The sequence below is a fragment of the Pseudaminobacter soli (ex Li et al. 2025) genome, assembly GCF_029892515.1.
Lineage (GTDB): Bacteria > Pseudomonadota > Alphaproteobacteria > Rhizobiales > Rhizobiaceae > Pseudaminobacter > Pseudaminobacter soli_A.
Map to the genome: position 1 here is coordinate 1,078,530 of NZ_JARXVF010000001.1, position 15,039 is coordinate 1,093,568.

Here is a 15,039-nt window from a genome sequence, read left to right on the forward strand (position 1 = left end):
ATAATTTCCCGATGTTGAAGTGACCGTCGGCGAAATATCGGGCCGCCTGACCGTAAGGTCCGGCAGCCCGACTGGCACATCTCCAAAGATTGAAACCGATCTTCGAAAAGGATCATGCGAGGATCGCGATGTTCAATCGTGCCGCATCAAGCCCGCCAGTTCCTCGATGAACCGATCCCGGACCTTGTGCCCCTTGGGGGACTCGGCCTTGTCGGTGCCGACCTGCATGCGGGCGAAGACGACCTGGCGGCCGTTTGCTTCCGCCCAGCCGACGAACCAGCCGAGCGGGCGGTTCCTGTTGGCCTTGCCGTCCTTGTCGGGCAGCCAGCCGCTGCCCGTCTTGCCGTGGATGACCCAGCCATCCTTCGCCTCGAATTGCGGAATAATGGATTTGGTCATCGCGTAGGCCTTGTCGGACACCGGCAACTGGCCGGCAAGCATGCGACGCACGAAATTGACCTGCTCGTCTGGCGAGATCTTCAGCGACGACAGCAGCCATGCGTCGGTGAGGCCGTTGTTCTTGCCGGCGTCACCCGAAACGTCGGCATTTCCATAGCCTAGCTTGGAGACATAACCGGCGGAGCGCTCCTGCCCCAGGCGCCGCGTGATCTCGCGCGAGAACCAGAGGATGGAGTCCTTTTCCCAGATGGCGGGATCGACCGTCTTCTGGTCGCGTTTGACCGCCTTGAATTCGGGCTTGTAGTCCCAGCTTGGCGTGTGCTCGTCCTCAAGGATGCCGGCATCGTAGCCGACGAGCGCAAGCGGAAGCTTGAACGTCGAAAACGGATTGAAGCGTTCGCCGCATGTGCCTTCGCGATGCAGCGTCTTGCCGGTAGCCGCGTCCAATATGACGGTGCATTCGGGAACCTTGACCGGCTGTGCCGCAAAAGCCGGTAGCGAAGCGCCGAGCCAGCCCGCGACGGCGAGCAGCCCAAGCAAAAATCTTGGTCTGGGCAGGATTGTCATTAGATGTCCTCGTTCGCCCCCCGGCGCCGAAGAGCTATCACTCGGATGGGAAATGAACGGTAAAGGCCGCGCCGTCGCCCAGCTTCGAGCGGATCGTCAGATGCGCCTTGTGCCGGGTAAGGATGTGCTTGACGATTGCCAAGCCCAGCCCGGTGCCCTTCTGGGTGCGGCTGAGCTCGCCGTCGATGCGGTAGAAGCGCTCCGTCACGCGGGGGATGTGCTCCTCGGGAATGCCGGGGCCGAAATCGCGGATGGTGACGATCGTCTCCCTTTCCGCATTCGTCTCCGGGCCGGCCATCGACACGATGACCCGCCCACCGGACTGGCCATATTTGCAGGCATTCTCGACAAGGTTCTCGAAAACCTGGAACAGCTCGTCGCGGTCGCCGAGGACGGCCGGGATGTCGTCGCCAAAGTCGCGCTCGATGACGACCCCGCTGTCCTTCGCCAGCGGCGTCAGCGAGTCGATGACGCTTTCCACGACGCCGCGCAGGTTCACCTTCGCGCCGGGTTTCAGGAAGGGCTTCATCTCGAGCCGCGACAGCGACAGAAGATCGTCGATCAGCCGTGCCATGCGCGCCGTCTGGTTCTGCATGATCTGCAGGAACTGGTCGCGCGCCTTGGCGTCATCCCGCGCCGGCCCGCGCAGCGTCTCGACGAAACCCGAGATCGAGGCCAGCGGCGTGCGCAGCTCATGGCTGGCATTGGCAATGAAGTCGGCACGCATGCGGTCGATGCGGCGCGTCTCGCTCTGGTCCTTGAACACCATGACGTAGAAGCCGGTGCCCCTACCGACGGCCGAGACGGTGACACGAAAGACCCGTTCGATCGGCACACGCTCGGAATAATCGGTCTGGCGCGCGGTCGCATGACCGAACAGCACCGCCTGGATCATGTCCTGCATTTCGGGCGCACGGAATTTCAGCAGCAGCAAGATGCCCGGATGCAAGGCGCCGAAGGCCGCGGTGGCCGCGGCATTGGCGTGGACGACGGCGCCGGCACCGTCGAACACGATCAGCGGATCGGTGACGGCGGCAGCAAGGTTTTCGCTCGACAGGCCGATCAGCCCGCTGGTGCTGCTGACCTCCTCCGCCTCGACACTGCGCTGGTCGGCCGTGCGGCTGGGCGCCAGCGCGGCCACGACGAACAGGGCGGCGATGACGCAGGCAGCCACCCAGGGCCATTGGGGCAATGCGAAAAAGACGGCCAGGACTGCCGCCACCCCGGCAGCAAGCATCCAGCGGTTCTGGCGAAACCGATGGGCAAAGAGCCTGGCGCTGCGGCCACGGCCATTGTCCCTGCTTGCAGCGCTCATGCGAATAAACCTCCTTTCCAGGTCCATCACGCTCTCTCTGGACCCGGCGGACAGCACCCAATAGCATGAGTTGAAGAACAGGAAAGGTTTGCTGCGATGAAAAACGCCGAAGACGCCTCCGAAGAAATCGCAAGTCGCGAGAACACAGTCAGCGTCGGCCCGCTGAAGCTCAAGGTCGACGGCAAGGAGCGCGTCTTCGATATCAACGACCCCAAGCTGCCCGACTGGGTCGACAAGAAGGCCTTGGAATCAGGCGGGTACCCCTATGACGACAAGATGCCGGTCAAGGAATACGAAGAAACCCTGCAGCGCCTTCAGATTGAGCTCGTGAAGCTGATTGGCTGGATGCAGACGACGGGGACCCGCGTGATGGCCCTTTTCGAAGGGCGCGATGCTGCCGGCAAGGGCGGCACCATCAAGGTGCTGCACGAGTACATAAACCCGCGCACCACGCACAATGTTGCGTTGACCAAGCCGACCGAAACCGAACGCGGCCAATGGTACTATCAGCGCTACGTAGCCCACTTCCCGAGCGCGGGCGAATTCGTCACCTTCGACCGCTCCTGGTACAACCGCGCCGGCGTGGAGCCGGTGATGGGCTTCTGCACGCCCAAGCAGCACGAGCACTTTCTCGAGGACACGCCGCGCTTCGAAAAGCAGATCGTCGGCGACGGCATCCGCTTCTTCAAATTCTGGCTGAACATCGGACAGGAAATGCAGCTTAAGCGCTTCCACGAACGCCGTCACAGCCCCCTGACCAACTGGAAGTTCTCGCCGATGGACGTGGAGGGCATGACCAGATGGGATGCCTACACCAAGGCGCGCGACCAGATGATCGATCGCACCCATACAGAGCACGCGCCGTGGACGATCGTGCGCGCCAATGACAAGCGCCGTTCGCGGCTCGAGGCGATACGCCACATCCTGCTCAGCCTGCCCTATGACAACCGCGACCTCGATGCGGTCGGCAAGCGCGACGAAAAGCTCGTCGGCGAGGGACCGAAATTCCTCAAGAAGATATCCTGACGGCTTGCAGATTGGCCTGCGCTGCCCTGCGGTGGGCGGTCTTTTCCCAATGGTGGGGCCGCTGCCACAACTGCCATACCGAGCGCCAGGCGGCGAGGGAGATCATCAGCCAGTAGACCGGGATGAACAGGACCACCTTCCAGAACCCCTTTCGCTCCGAAGGCCGCAGCGTTCGCCAACCGAGAAGCAGGAACGAGAGGTAGCCGCATGCGGCATTGAAGATGTCGAGCGGCAACAGGCCCGATTGCCACGGATCGAGTGGCCTGCCGGCCTTGATGTCGAAAAGTGTGTCGAGCACGATGGCCGCCATCAAAGGGTGGGTCATGGCTGAAATGATCAGTCCGGCGAACAGTATCTGGGCTATTACGAATGAACCGAAGCCAACCTCGCCAACCAGCCGGGACCGGGCTACGCATATGGACCAGCCAGGTCTGGATCCAGCCCTTGAACCATCTGGTCCTCTGCGGCAGCCACGTGCCGAAGTCTTCGGGCGCATCCTCCATCGTGGGGCACGAGATGGTTTCCGAGCGATAGCCGAAGCGCGCCAGCCGCAGGCCGAGATCCGCATCTTCGGTAACGTTGTGCGGATCCCAGCCGCCGACCTTTTCCAGCGCCTCGCGGCGGAAATGGTTCGAGGTGCCGCCGAGCGGCAGCACAAGTCCCTTCCGCGCCAACCAGGGCAGTAGGCCCCGAAACAGGGCGGCGTATTCGAAGAAGAACATGCGCGAGATCAGCGAGCCGCTGCGATTGGCAATCTCCAGCGGCGCCTGGACGCAGGCGAGGCTTTCATCACTGTCGCGAAAGCGTTGCCAGGCTTGTATGAGCTGCGAAGGATGAGGATGGTCCTCCGCATCGAACAGCGCCACGAGCTCCCCGCGCGTGGTCGGCAGAGCGTAAGCCAAAGCCTTGGGCTTGGTGCGCAGCCCATAAGGCGGCGTTTCGATAACCTCGACATGCGGCGGAAGCGGACGAGCGCGAATTGCTGCAAGCGTGGCGCGGTCGTCGGCCTCGCAGACCAGCTTTATCTCCAGCTTGCTCCTCGGCCAGGAAAGACGCTGCAGCGAGTCGATCAGGCCCGGAACCATCTCGGCTTCATCGTAAAGGGCGATCAGCACGGAGTAGACCGGCATCTCGTTGGCGGCGGCTGGCCGCATCGCGGCCGGGGTGGGCGGCTGCGCAGACGGCAAGGCCGCAAAACGAAGAGCTATGCATGCGAGAAAGAGCAACGAAAAGATGAGGTGCACGACACCGTATGCGGCATCAGGCATGAACATCATCGCCGCAGTCAACGCGGCCATCACAACACCCCAGACCATTCCCTGCCATGCACTCGCGACAATGTGCGCCGAATATTGAGGAAATTTCTCGAACAGGCTGCGCGCCGCGGCCCGCACAAGCAGCGGTTCGGCCCGCGCCAACAGCGCCTTGCGTAATGCACCAGGCGTCGTAAGCCTGAGCCGGGCGTGCAGTCCGGGACAGCGTGTTATAAGCGCTTGGAAGGCGGCAATGCTCAGGTGCTCGGGCGCGATCACATGGAAAATCCCGTCGTCCCCCTCGACCCTGACGGGTTTGTGGTCGTTGCTGCTTTGCAGCAGCGTAAGGCAATCGGCCTCGCGCAGCATTAGCCGGTCCGGATCTATCCGGCTCACAAAGGTCAAGCCGGTTTCCTCAGCGAGAGCTTTGAAGAAGGCCTCCTCGGTGACGAAGCCGGAAGCAAGCAGCTCCGTCTGGAAGTCGGTGCCGTTCACGCGTGCCCGCACGGCGGCCGACAGTGCGACGCCCGGCGCAACCTTGAGCCGCTGCAGGATCGGCTGCATTCCTCTTGATCGGGGAAGGACAAGCTTTCCAGCAAGGTCGGCGCCGCTGTGTGGGGCGCCGGGTGCGTGGACCGGGTGTGTCGGGGCGCTCTTGTGGAGAAGCCCCTGCCGTGAGCACTCGCGTCAAACAAAGCCACGACACCGCACCTGCCAACGGACGTTCACAAATGCGGTATCGATCAGAGACAAAATGGAAGCCAGCAATTGAGACTTTGAAAGCCCCTTTTGCGGCATATGACAGGATGGAACGTCAATGCGATTATGCACGGCAACACCCCCATGTTGCTAGCCCCGCCAAGATCGTATGGACGTAACCGGAATTGAGCCACGCATCGAAAGTTGTATCTTCAATTAGCCAAAGACGGCTGCGTCAGGGTGGAAATCTGCCTAATTGGCGCTATGAAATAGTGTCTGCCGGGCTTTATTATCCAGTTCAGCCGAGGGCCTTTTGGTGAAGCTCAGATACCTGTCCCTTGTCGCATTTTGCATTCTGGCGGCCCTCGTTGTGCCTGCCCGCGCGGCCGAACCGCAGGTGCCGGCGTTCTGGGATACCAAGGAGCGGCTGGCCAAGCCCGACCTCTCGGGGCTCGATCGCCTGCGCTTCCTGACGACCACGGATTTTCCGCCCTTCAACTTCCTCGACCCCGGCGGGCGCCTGTCGGGACTGCATGTCGACCTTGCGCGCGCCATCTGCAACGAACTCGAAATTGCAGACAAATGTCAGGTCCAGGCTCTGCCGTGGGGGGAGCTGGATCAGGCACTCCAGAAAGGTGAAGGCGAGGCCATCATCGCAGGTATTGCGGTGACGGAAGACACCCGCACCAAATATGCCTTCTCGCGCCCTTATCTTCAGTTTCCGGCCCGCTTCATCATGCCCAAGGATGCGGTCTTCACCGAGCCGATCTACAGCAAGATCGCCGGCAAGGAGATCGGCGTGATAGCCGGCTCGGCGCATGAGCGCATGCTGCGCGATTATTTCCCCGCTGCAAAAGTGGTGACCTATGACAAGCAGGAAGCACTGTTCGGCGATTTGAAAAAGAACAAGATCGCCGCCGTCTTCGGTGACGGGATGCGGCTCGGGTTCTGGCTGGTCGGCTCCGACGCGGCCGATTGCTGCCGTTTCGCCGGCGGTCCTTATCTCGCGCCTGAATTTCTCGGCACCGGCCTTGCGATCGCGGTGAAGGCCGACAATCCCGCGTTGACGGATGCGTTCAACTACGCGTTGCACACGCTCTCGGTGAAAGGAACCTTTGCCGAGCTCTACCTGCGGTATTTTCCGGTCAGTTTCTACTGAGTTCGCGGCGAGCCGGCCGGCGGTTCGGCAGGAACGGCAGGAGCAGCGACCAGCCAATATGGGATGGCTGATCGCCGCGCCATTCGTCGAGCCCGATCGTCATGCCCTCATGGCCGCGCCTGGGAGCGGCTACGTAGGTATGGAACAGCCGGTCCCAGAACGGAAAATTGAAGCCGTAGTTGGAGTCGGTCTCGGGCTGGTCCGACGAGTGGTGGACCCGGTGCATGTCGGGCGTAACGATCATGCGGCGTAGCCAGCGATCCACGCGCGGCGCGATCCGCACATTGGAATGGTTGAACATCGAGGTGCCGTTGAGCACGACCTCGAAAACCAGAACGGCCAGCACCGGCGGGCCAAGAGCCACGACAACCGCCGCTTTCCAGACCATGGACAGTACGATCTCCAGCGGGTGGAAGCGCAGGCCTGTGGTGACGTCGAAGCCGGTGTCGGCGTGGTGCATGCGGTGGATGCGCCAGAGGATCGGAACCTTGTGGCTAGCCAAATGCTCCAGCCAGACGGCGAAGTCGAGCACGACGAAAGCGATGATGCCAGCGAGCCAGGGTTGGATGCCCGCCATGCGCAGCAATCCCCAGCCATGCGCCTCCGCCCAAACGGCTGCGCCGACGGCCGCCGCCGGAAAGACCACGCGCAGAACCAGCGACGAGATGACGACCATAGACAGGTTCGTCACCCAGCGGCGCGACTTCATCGCCCCGGCCATTTCCGCCCGCTCCAGCCTGGGAGACCAGAGTTCGAAAAATGCCATGGTAAGAAAGATCGCCAGGAAGGCGCCGGCGCGAATGGCGAGTTCGGAAGGGATCGCATTCATCGCTTGTCCCTCCCTGTGCCTTAGGTCAGCATACGGTGGCGCGCCTTGGCCGCGCGCTCGACAGCCGCAACGGTCGGCTTGTCGATGGCGAGATGGTGGCGCAGCAGTTGCAGCACGCGTACCTCTTCCAGCCGCATCTCGAGATCGACCGCAGCCACCTCAAGTGCCGCGGCATAGGCGGTGTCATGCAGGCGCTCGGGGATCGCTTTGGCCGCCAGGGTAAGTACGCCGTCCAGTCCGGCCGGCTCCTGCAGAAGCTTCTGGCAATCCTGCGCCACGCGGATCAGCTTGTTTTCGTCGAAATCGGCAAAGACCGGCCAGGAGCGTATGACTTCGCCAATGCGCGCCAGTTCCAAGTCGGTCATGTCACGGTCCGCAGCGGAGGTGATGACCATCAAATAGACCAGGGCTTCCTGGGCGGTGGGCTTGGACATTTTGCGACGCGATCCTCATGCTTGCGATGGGCCGAAGGTAGGAAGGCATCCCGCTGGCCGCAAGGAAAAATGCCCGTAATCGTTGACGCCTAACGCCCGCCCGCTTAGAGACCTTTGGCACACTCCGTTCCAGCGGGCGCGCCCGGTGCGGCCGTTCGCCTCAATACGCGAGTTTGGCAAGCCTCCACAAACACGCTGGCCGGCGGGCATCGCCGGCAAACGATGCAGGAACAGCGACATGACGGGATCAAACATGATCGATCTCAACCCCGAAATCCTCGCGGCGGCCGCCGAAAGCAAAGCCTGGCCGTTCGAGGAGGCGCGCAAAATCATCGCGCGCTATAAAGGTCGCGAGTTCCCCAAAACGGTGCTGTTCGAAACCGGCTACGGCCCTTCGGGCCTGCCGCATATCGGCACCTTCGGCGAGGTTGCGCGCACGACCATGGTGCGCCACGCTTTCCGCGTGCTGACCGAGGACAAGGTCGCCACCAAGCTGATCTGCTTTTCGGACGACATGGATGGCATGCGCAAGATCCCGGACAGCGTGCCGGATCGCGCCGCGCTCGAGCCGTATCTGCACATCCCGCTTTCATCGGTGCCGAACCCGTTCGGCGGCAACTATGAGAGCTTCGCGGACCACAACAACGCGATGCTGTGCCGCTTCCTCGACACGTTCGGCTTCGACTACGAATTCGCCAGCGCGACGCAGTATTACAAGTCGGGCCGCTTCGACGACATGCTGGTTCATGCCGCCGAGCGCTATGACGAGATCATGGCTGTGATGCTGCCGACGCTGGGCGAAGAGCGCCAGGCGACCTACAGCCCCTTCCTGCCGATCTCGCCGAAGAGCGGCCGCGTGCTCTACGTGCCCATGAAGCATGTCGACGCCAAGGCCGGCACCATCACCTTCGAGGACGAGGACGGCACCGAGACCACGCTGTCGGTGAAGGGCGGCAATGTGAAGCTGCAGTGGAAGCCCGATTTCGGCATGCGCTGGGCGGCGCTGGGCGTCGATTTCGAGATGTTCGGAAAGGACCACCAGACCAATGCGGCCATCTACGACCGCATCTGCGACATTCTGGGCGGCCGGGCACCGGAGCACTTCGTCTACGAGCTGTTCCTGGACGAGAACGGCCAGAAGATCTCGAAGTCGAAGGGCAATGGTCTCACCATCGACGAGTGGCTGACCTATGCGACGACCGAGAGCCTTGGCCTCTACATGTTCCAGCGGCCGCGGCAGGCAAAGAAGCTCTACTTCGACGTCATCCCCAAGGCGGTGGACGAATATTACAGCTTCCTGGCCGCCTATCCGAAGCAAGACTGGAAGAACCGCCTCGGCAACCCCGTCTGGCACATGCATAACGGCAACCCGCCGACGATCGATATGCCGGTGCCGTTCTCGCTGCTGCTTAACCTGGTCAGCGCTTCCAACGCCCAGACCAAGGACGTGCTGTGGGGCTTCATCTCGCGCCATGCGTCGGATGTCACCCCGGCTTCGCATCCCGAACTCGACAAGCTGGCGGACTATGCGATCCGCTACTTCGACGATTTCGTGAAGCCGACCAAGGTCTACCGTGCGCCTGACGAAATCGAACAGGATGCGCTCGCAAAGCTGTCGGACGCTTTGGCTGCACTGCCGGCCGGCGCGGACAGCGAGGCGATCCAGAACGCGGCGCTCAACGTCGCGCGCAAGATCGAGCGCTACCAGGATCACACTAAGCAGAGCCCGGAAGGTGGCCCCGGCGTGTCTGTCGCCTTCTTCCAGATGATCTACCAGGTGTTGATCGGCCAGGAACGCGGACCGCGCTTCGGCTCCTTCGCGGCGCTCTACGGCATTGCCGAAACGCGCGCGCTCATTGAGAAGGCGCTGAAAGGTCAGTTGGCGGCGTAGCCATCAGTTCAGGCGGCAGCGGCTCAAGTCGCGGCAATGCCGGCTGCCTGGGCTTGAGCCATGGTGCCTGGCCATAGATGCCGAGCTTTTCCGCACGCGCCTTTTCGCCGGCCTTTACATAAGGGCCGGCGGCCTCGGCCCGCGCCCATCCATTCTTGACCAGCCAGGCGCCGGCATCGTCACGGCCGGCGCTGCATTTGGTCAGAACCGCACGCCCGGAAGGCTGGGCGGGCACCAGGCAGGTGACGGCGCGATTGCGCAACCAGGATTGAAATTCACTCAGGGCATGCGCGCCGCAGGGCCAGGACCTGCCATTGAACACGCACTTGTCGCTGAACTTCGGCGGGTTCACGCCCGTGAGGATCAGCGTGTAGCCCATGGCGTCGATGATGCCGGTTTCCGTTGCGCGCGGGCGATAGAGCACCTTTGGCCTGCCCTGCTCCTGCATTGGCGACAGCGCGATGGACACGTCGCCGATGGTAGGCTCCTCTTTCGGCGTTTTGTGTAACCTGGTTCTATGTGCAGCTTCGGCCAGCATTGGGGCGTGACCAATTACGCCCACAGGAGCCGTTTGGGTCGCATTGTCGATAGCGGCAACAGCCTTCAACAGAGTGATTTTCGGCTTGACGTGATGATGGAAGCCGGGCGATCCGGCATCTGATTTCGAGGCTGCAGGCCCGACCTCATTGGAACTTACGGCGCGGCCGCCGGCCACAATCGCTCCCCCCATAGCCACGAGTGAAACGGCGGAGACAAGAAGGATAACCGGACGCATGGCCCGCTCCTTTCAATTGGCTCGCTACTGGCTATCGGCTCGCTACTGACTTGCCCAGACGATGCGTGCCAACCAGTCTACCTCTTCCATGACGAGGCTTCGGTCGGGGTGCTCGGGATTGATCGAGACAAGCTCGATCCCGCTGGCGTTGCGGCGCGCAAGCACCTTGGCCATGACCTCGCCCGATCGCGTCTTGACCACGACGCGGTCGCCCTTGCGAATGGGCGCACCAGGCTCGACGATCAACACGTCGCCATTGCGGTAGAGCGGCAACATGGAGTCGCCCTGAACCTGAAGCGCGTAGGAATTCTCGGTCGCGCGCGCGGGCAGTTCGACCAAGTCCCAGCCCTGACCCGCGGGAAAACCGGCATCGTCGAAGAAGCCACCGGCGCCCGCCTGGGCAAAGCCGAGCAACGGAACCGTGGAGGTCTGGACGGGCAGGCTGTCGTCTTTCCTGTCGTCCTTGATGCGCCCTTCCACCAACCCGAGAAATTCCTCGAGCGTGGAATTAGTGGCCTCGAGTATCTTGGCAAGGGACTCGGTCGACGGCCAGCGCGGACGGCCATCGGCAGAGGCGCGTTTCGACTTGTTGAACGCCGTGGAATCGAGCCCTGCACGCTTCGCCAGCCCGGAAGCGGACAGCGAATAGCGTTCGGCCAATGCGTCGATAGCGGCCCAGACTCGTTCATGGGAGAGCATGACTTGCTCCCTTCGGAAACAGGAAAAAATACCTTTCCTGCTATCTACCCCTCGCCATGTGGCTTGTCCATACATCGCGACACCTGGATCTGGTCGCGCACCGGCCGTCCTGCAACGCGCGCGCCCTCTCCCGATTCACGCAAGTGGTGCCGGCGTCTGATTTCCTCAGGCCGCGTGCAGCATGGCCTTGAGGCCGGTTCTCATGTCCTCGACATTCATCACCGGCGTCAGGTCGATCTTGGCGTTGAAGCCCATGAAAAACGGCTCGGCGATGGTCGGCATCACGGTTACGTCTTTCAGGTCGAAAAAGATGAAGGCAGTGCGGTTACCGTCCTCGAGCGTGAAGTAGGCTGCCTCCGGATGAAGCTGGGCAAGTGCCATTTCCATGATGGTCGGGAGGGTGCCGTCCCTGATGGTGCGATTGCCTTCGGCAACCGGGATCGAAATTTTCAGCAGCATACGCATGATCAATCCTTTCCGGCTGACATACGTAACGACGAAACTCTATCACTTTGGCCCTGACGGCGGAAGCAACGCGGCGCCTCGAACACATGTCCGGCTCAAGATTTGACGTGACGGCGCGCCGCCACATATCCCTGCTGCACCCGGTTCGAAGCAGCCATGTACGCACTGGTCGTTCTTCTCCTGATGCTGGTTCTGCCCGTTGGATCGATCCTGACGGAATATTTCCACTCGGAGGATGCGGTTGCGCTCTTGCCGCTCATCGGCAAGTGGCTCGTCTTCTGGATGGTGGGCATCCGGCTGTTGCTGACCGGGCTGAGGCAATTCTTCCAGCCCAGTTTCACCGCAGAGCGGATCTTCGGCATCGAAAGCGGCGACGCGCTGCCCTTCGTGCGGGAACTGGGCGTGGCGAATTTCTCCACGGGCGTTGTCGGCACGCTCTCGCTTGTGGCGCCGAGCTTCGTGCTGCCGATGGCGATTATGGGCGCCCTGTTCTACGGCATAGCCGGCATCCGGCATGCCACGGACACCGACCGGAATGTAAAGCAGAATATCGCGATGGTGAGCGACCTGTACGCCTGCGTGGTTCTGGCGATCTTTGCTTTGCTGACGCTGTGGCGGCTTTCCTGAACTAGCCGCCCTGCTTGGTCAGCGCGCGAAGGCCGGTGTGCGAAGCCAGGAAGATGCGCTCGGCCTCGGTGGGCGGGCGCGCCGTGGCGGTGCGGCCGAGCGCGCTCAGCACCTCGTCGAACTCGACAAAACGACGGTTGCGCCGGTCATAGATGCCGGCGGTGGTCAGCACCAGCGCGGCCGTCTCGCCGGTGTCGAGCACGAATTTGTGCCGGCCGATGATCTGCGTGCCCTCCCAGGTTTCGACGGTCGAGACGACGTCGAACTTCCGCCAGAGCCGGATTTCGCGGACGAAGACTGTCTGCAGGCCGCCCAGCATGGGAGCCCAGCCCTTTTCCCGCGCGAGCGCGATGAGGCCGGTGCGGAAAAAAATGTCGATGCGGCCGACATCGGCCAGCATCAGATAGCGGGCATTGTTGAGGTGCATGTTGAAATCGATGTCGGTCGGCAGGCAGCGGAAGCTCAGCCGGCTCTCGTCGCCCATACGGTAGTCGCCGCGACTGCCGGTGGTGAGCGCCATCCTGGCAAGTCGTGCCCAGACATACATTTCAATTCACCTGTGAGATGCCGCCTCGTTTCCCGGGTTGGAGAACGGGCGACTGACATAGAAAGCCGGGCGAGATCGAAAAATCTCGCCCGGCCAGCGATTTATCTCCCGTAGCAGACGGGAGCAACCCGATCAGGCTGCCTTCTTGGCCTCTTCCTTTGGATAGGGGTTGAAGCGCTGGTAGAAGGTCTCGCCCTTCTCGGCCATGTCCTGCAGAAGCTTGGGCGCCTTGAACTCGGCGCCGTATTTCTTCTGCAGTGCCTTCGCGAGCTTGACGAAGTTCTTGGCGCCCATGCCGTCGATGTAGGACAACGTGCCGCCCGTATAGGGCGCAAAGCCGAATGCGAGGATCGAGCCGACATCGGCCTCGCGCGGATCGGTGACGATGCCCTCCTCCATCACGCGTGCAGCTTCGAGCGCGATGACTGCGAGCAGACGCTGCTTCAGCTCCTCGAAATCGATCTTGTCGGGGTTCTGCTGTTTGTAGAGGTCCTTCAGGCCTGGCCAGAGGCGCTTCTTGGCCGGCTTCTCGGGATAATCGTAAAAGCCCTTGCCGTTCTTGCGGCCGAAGCGGCCGTTCTTGTCGACCATGGTGTCGATAAGCTTCATCTGCTCGGGATCGACAGCCTTCTCTCCGAGATCGCGAATGGTCTGCTTCATGATCTTCTGGGCGAGGTCGATTGCCGTCTCGTCGGCGAGCGCCAGCGGGCCGACCGGCATGCCGGCCGCACGCGCGGCATTCTCGATCATCGGCGCCGGCACGCCTTCGATCAGCATCTTGAAGGCTTCCGACATGTAGCGCAGCACACAGCGGTTGACGTAGAAGCCGCGCGTGTCGTTGACCACGATCGGCGTCTTCTTGATCGCGCGGACATAGTCGATGGCCACGGCGAGCGCCTTGTCACCGGTCTTCTTGCCGAGGATGATTTCCACCAGCATCATCTTGTCGACCGGCGAGAAGAAGTGGATGCCGACGAAATTCTTCGGGCGCGCCGAGTTTTTCGCCAGCGAGGTGATCGGAATGGTGGAGGTGTTGGAGGCGAAGACCGCCGAGGACTTCAGCATCGCCTCGGCCTTCTCGGTGGCCGCCTTCTTGACCTCGGAATCCTCGAACACCGCCTCGACGACGAGGTCACAGCCTTCGAGCGCTGCGTAGTCGTCGCTCGGCGTGATGAGCGACAACAGCTTTTCCTTCTCCTCCGGCTTGGCACGGCCTTTCTTGATCAAACCGTCCATCAGATCGGCCGAATGCGCCTTACCCTTCTCGGCCGACGGTATGTCGCGGTCGATCAGCACGACCGGAATGCCGGCCTTGGCGGTGACATAGGAAATTCCCGCGCCCATGAAGCCGGCACCGATGACGCCGATCTTCTTGAACTGGGTGGCAGGCACCCCTTCGGGGCGGCGCGCGCCCTTGTTGAGCTCCTGCAGCGAGACGAAGAGCGAGCGGATCATTGCGGCCGCTTTCTTCGACTGCATGATCTCGGTGAAGTAGCGCTGCTCGATCCTGAGGCCGGTGTCGAAGGGCACAAGAAGGCCTTCATAGACGCATTTCAGGATCGCAGCTGCGGCGGGATAATTGCCGTAGGTCTCGCGGCGCAGGATGGCGATTGCCGGCGGCCAGAGGTTTGCGCCAGCGGCCGAGTAGACCGGGCCGCCGGGGAGCTTGAAGCCCTTTTCGTCCCAAGGCTGAACCGGCTTCAGGCCGTTGGCGATCATCGCCTTGGCCGTCTCGACGAGCTTTGCGGGCTCGGCCACGGCGTGGATGAGGCCCATGGCCTTGGCGCGCTGCGCCGAAAGGTTCTGGCCCGAGGTAAGCATCTGCAGCGCATCCTGCGTGTTGGCCAGGCGCGGCACACGCTGGGTGCCACCGGCGCCCGGGAAGATGCCGACCTTCACTTCCGGCAGGGCCATCTTGACGCCATCGCCGTCGGCGGCGACACGGCCGTGGCAGGCGAGCGACATTTCGAAAGCGCCACCCATGCAGGTGCCGTTGATGGCGGACACCCAGGGTTTTCCGCTGGTTTCGAGCTTGCGGAACAGCTGGCTCATGCGGCCGGCATTGTCGAACAGGAGCTTGATCGCACTGTCCGGATCCTTGGCCTTCTCCTTCTGGAACAGGCCAAGCATCTTCTGCAGCATGGTGAGGTCGGCACCGCCCGAGAAAGAATCCTTGCCGGAGGTGATGACCGCGCCCTTGATGGCTGCATCGCTAGAGACCTGATCGATGATCGCGTTCAGCTCGTCCATCACCTCTTCGGTGAAGACGTTCATCGACCGGTCGGGCATGTCCCAGGTGACGAGAGCGATGCCGGTGGCGTCGGTTTCGAGAGTAAAGTTCTTGTAGGCCATTT

Annotated in this window: 14 protein-coding genes; 4 read left to right on the forward strand and 10 right to left on the reverse strand. The window is 62.2% G+C overall.

The window, feature by feature from the left end; all coding sequences use genetic code 11:
* Nucleotides 1-132: 132 nt before the first annotated feature.
* Together blaOXA and M2281_RS05135 are read right to left on the reverse strand one after the other, a co-directional pair.
* Nucleotides 133-966: a class D beta-lactamase gene (gene blaOXA, locus M2281_RS05130; RefSeq protein ID WP_280820007.1), complete on the reverse strand. Its 834-nt coding sequence runs from the start codon at nt 964-966 to the stop codon at nt 133-135.
* Between the two features lie 37 nt (nt 967-1,003).
* A complete protein-coding gene (locus M2281_RS05135) occupies nt 1,004-2,281 on the reverse strand; it encodes a sensor histidine kinase (RefSeq protein WP_280820008.1) in 1,278 nt (425 codons plus the stop codon).
* 96 nt (nt 2,282-2,377) lie between these two features.
* Between M2281_RS05135 and ppk2 the strand changes: the two genes are divergently transcribed.
* Nucleotides 2,378-3,307: a polyphosphate kinase 2 gene (gene ppk2, locus M2281_RS05140; RefSeq protein ID WP_280820009.1), complete on the forward strand. Its 930-nt coding sequence runs from the start codon at nt 2,378-2,380 to the stop codon at nt 3,305-3,307.
* Here ppk2 and M2281_RS05145 read toward each other — a convergent pair.
* The gene (locus M2281_RS05145; protein WP_280820010.1) at nt 3,220-5,124 is read right to left on the reverse strand and encodes a glycosyltransferase; all 1,905 of its coding nucleotides are present in this window, start codon (nt 5,122-5,124) and stop codon (nt 3,220-3,222) included. The two genes, ppk2 and M2281_RS05145, sit on opposite strands and share 88 nt — an antisense overlap.
* A 451-nt stretch (nt 5,125-5,575) precedes the next feature.
* Here M2281_RS05145 and M2281_RS05150 point away from each other — a divergent pair, with 451 nt between their 5' ends.
* Nucleotides 5,576-6,418 carry a transporter substrate-binding domain-containing protein gene (locus M2281_RS05150; protein WP_280820011.1) on the forward strand — a complete coding sequence of 281 codons (843 nt, stop codon included), beginning with the start codon at nt 5,576-5,578 and terminating at the stop codon, nt 6,416-6,418.
* On the opposite strand, the gene M2281_RS05155 is transcribed toward M2281_RS05150, so the two are convergent.
* Nucleotides 6,405-7,247: a sterol desaturase family protein gene (locus M2281_RS05155; RefSeq protein WP_280820012.1), complete on the reverse strand. Its 843-nt coding sequence runs from the start codon at nt 7,245-7,247 to the stop codon at nt 6,405-6,407. The two genes, M2281_RS05150 and M2281_RS05155, sit on opposite strands and share 14 nt — an antisense overlap.
* A 20-nt stretch (nt 7,248-7,267) precedes the next feature.
* Complete coding sequence (locus M2281_RS05160; protein WP_280820013.1) at nt 7,268-7,681, reverse strand: tellurite resistance TerB family protein; 414 nt, start codon at nt 7,679-7,681, stop codon at nt 7,268-7,270.
* Between the two features lie 238 nt (nt 7,682-7,919).
* Between M2281_RS05160 and M2281_RS05165 the strand changes: the two genes are divergently transcribed.
* Entirely contained in the window at nt 7,920-9,572 is a 1,653-nt protein-coding gene (locus M2281_RS05165; protein ID WP_280820014.1) for a lysine--tRNA ligase, read from the forward strand.
* Here M2281_RS05165 and M2281_RS05170 read toward each other — a convergent pair.
* The 3 genes from M2281_RS05170 to M2281_RS05180 form a co-directional block, all read right to left on the reverse strand.
* Nucleotides 9,535-10,347 (reverse strand): thermonuclease family protein, encoded by an 813-nt coding sequence (locus tag M2281_RS05170; RefSeq protein WP_280820015.1) that lies wholly within the window; start codon nt 10,345-10,347, stop codon nt 9,535-9,537. The two genes, M2281_RS05165 and M2281_RS05170, sit on opposite strands and share 38 nt — an antisense overlap.
* A gap of 42 nt (nt 10,348-10,389) precedes the next feature.
* Nucleotides 10,390-11,046 (reverse strand): S24 family peptidase, encoded by a 657-nt coding sequence (locus M2281_RS05175; RefSeq protein WP_280820016.1) that lies wholly within the window; start codon nt 11,044-11,046, stop codon nt 10,390-10,392.
* Nucleotides 11,047-11,211: 165 nt separating this feature from the next.
* On the reverse strand, nt 11,212-11,511 hold the full coding sequence (locus M2281_RS05180; RefSeq protein WP_280820017.1) for a hypothetical protein: 300 nt from the start codon (nt 11,509-11,511) through the stop codon (nt 11,212-11,214).
* Nucleotides 11,512-11,667: 156 nt separating this feature from the next.
* Between M2281_RS05180 and M2281_RS05185 the strand changes: the two genes are divergently transcribed.
* A complete protein-coding gene (locus tag M2281_RS05185; protein WP_280820018.1) occupies nt 11,668-12,138 on the forward strand; it encodes a DUF6790 family protein in 471 nt (156 codons plus the stop codon).
* Between the two features lies 1 nt (nt 12,139).
* Here M2281_RS05185 and M2281_RS05190 read toward each other — a convergent pair whose 3' ends face one another.
* The gene (locus M2281_RS05190; RefSeq protein ID WP_280820019.1) at nt 12,140-12,685 is read right to left on the reverse strand and encodes a thioesterase family protein; all 546 of its coding nucleotides are present in this window, start codon (nt 12,683-12,685) and stop codon (nt 12,140-12,142) included.
* A 132-nt stretch (nt 12,686-12,817) separates the two neighbouring features.
* The gene (locus M2281_RS05195) at nt 12,818-15,037 is read right to left on the reverse strand and encodes a 3-hydroxyacyl-CoA dehydrogenase NAD-binding domain-containing protein (protein WP_280820020.1); all 2,220 of its coding nucleotides are present in this window, start codon (nt 15,035-15,037) and stop codon (nt 12,818-12,820) included.
* Between the last annotated feature and the right edge of the window lie 2 nt (nt 15,038-15,039).

What these genes read in the sequence shown, in the direction of transcription:
- M2281_RS05180 (WP_280820017.1), bottom strand. Translation starts at nt 11,511, where the DNA reads ATGCGTATGCTGCTGAAAATTTCGATCCCGGTTGCCGAAGGCAATCGC.
- M2281_RS05160 (WP_280820013.1), bottom strand. Translation starts at nt 7,681, where the DNA reads ATGTCCAAGCCCACCGCCCAGGAAGCCCTGGTCTATTTGATGGTCATC.
- M2281_RS05190 (WP_280820019.1), bottom strand. Translation starts at nt 12,685, where the DNA reads ATGTATGTCTGGGCACGACTTGCCAGGATGGCGCTCACCACCGGCAGT.
- M2281_RS05155 (WP_280820012.1), bottom strand. Translation starts at nt 7,247, where the DNA reads ATGAATGCGATCCCTTCCGAACTCGCCATTCGCGCCGGCGCCTTCCTG.
- M2281_RS05145 (WP_280820010.1), bottom strand. Translation starts at nt 5,124, where the DNA reads ATGCAGCCGATCCTGCAGCGGCTCAAGGTTGCGCCGGGCGTCGCACTG.
- M2281_RS05185 (WP_280820018.1), top strand. Translation starts at nt 11,668, where the DNA reads ATGTACGCACTGGTCGTTCTTCTCCTGATGCTGGTTCTGCCCGTTGGA.
- ppk2 (WP_280820009.1), top strand. Translation starts at nt 2,378, where the DNA reads ATGAAAAACGCCGAAGACGCCTCCGAAGAAATCGCAAGTCGCGAGAAC.
- M2281_RS05165 (WP_280820014.1), top strand. Translation starts at nt 7,920, where the DNA reads ATGACGGGATCAAACATGATCGATCTCAACCCCGAAATCCTCGCGGCG.
- M2281_RS05170 (WP_280820015.1), bottom strand. Translation starts at nt 10,347, where the DNA reads ATGCGTCCGGTTATCCTTCTTGTCTCCGCCGTTTCACTCGTGGCTATG.
- blaOXA (WP_280820007.1), bottom strand. Translation starts at nt 966, where the DNA reads ATGACAATCCTGCCCAGACCAAGATTTTTGCTTGGGCTGCTCGCCGTC.
- M2281_RS05175 (WP_280820016.1), bottom strand. Translation starts at nt 11,046, where the DNA reads ATGCTCTCCCATGAACGAGTCTGGGCCGCTATCGACGCATTGGCCGAA.
- M2281_RS05195 (WP_280820020.1), bottom strand. Translation starts at nt 15,037, where the DNA reads ATGGCCTACAAGAACTTTACTCTCGAAACCGACGCCACCGGCATCGCT.
- M2281_RS05135 (WP_280820008.1), bottom strand. Translation starts at nt 2,281, where the DNA reads ATGAGCGCTGCAAGCAGGGACAATGGCCGTGGCCGCAGCGCCAGGCTC.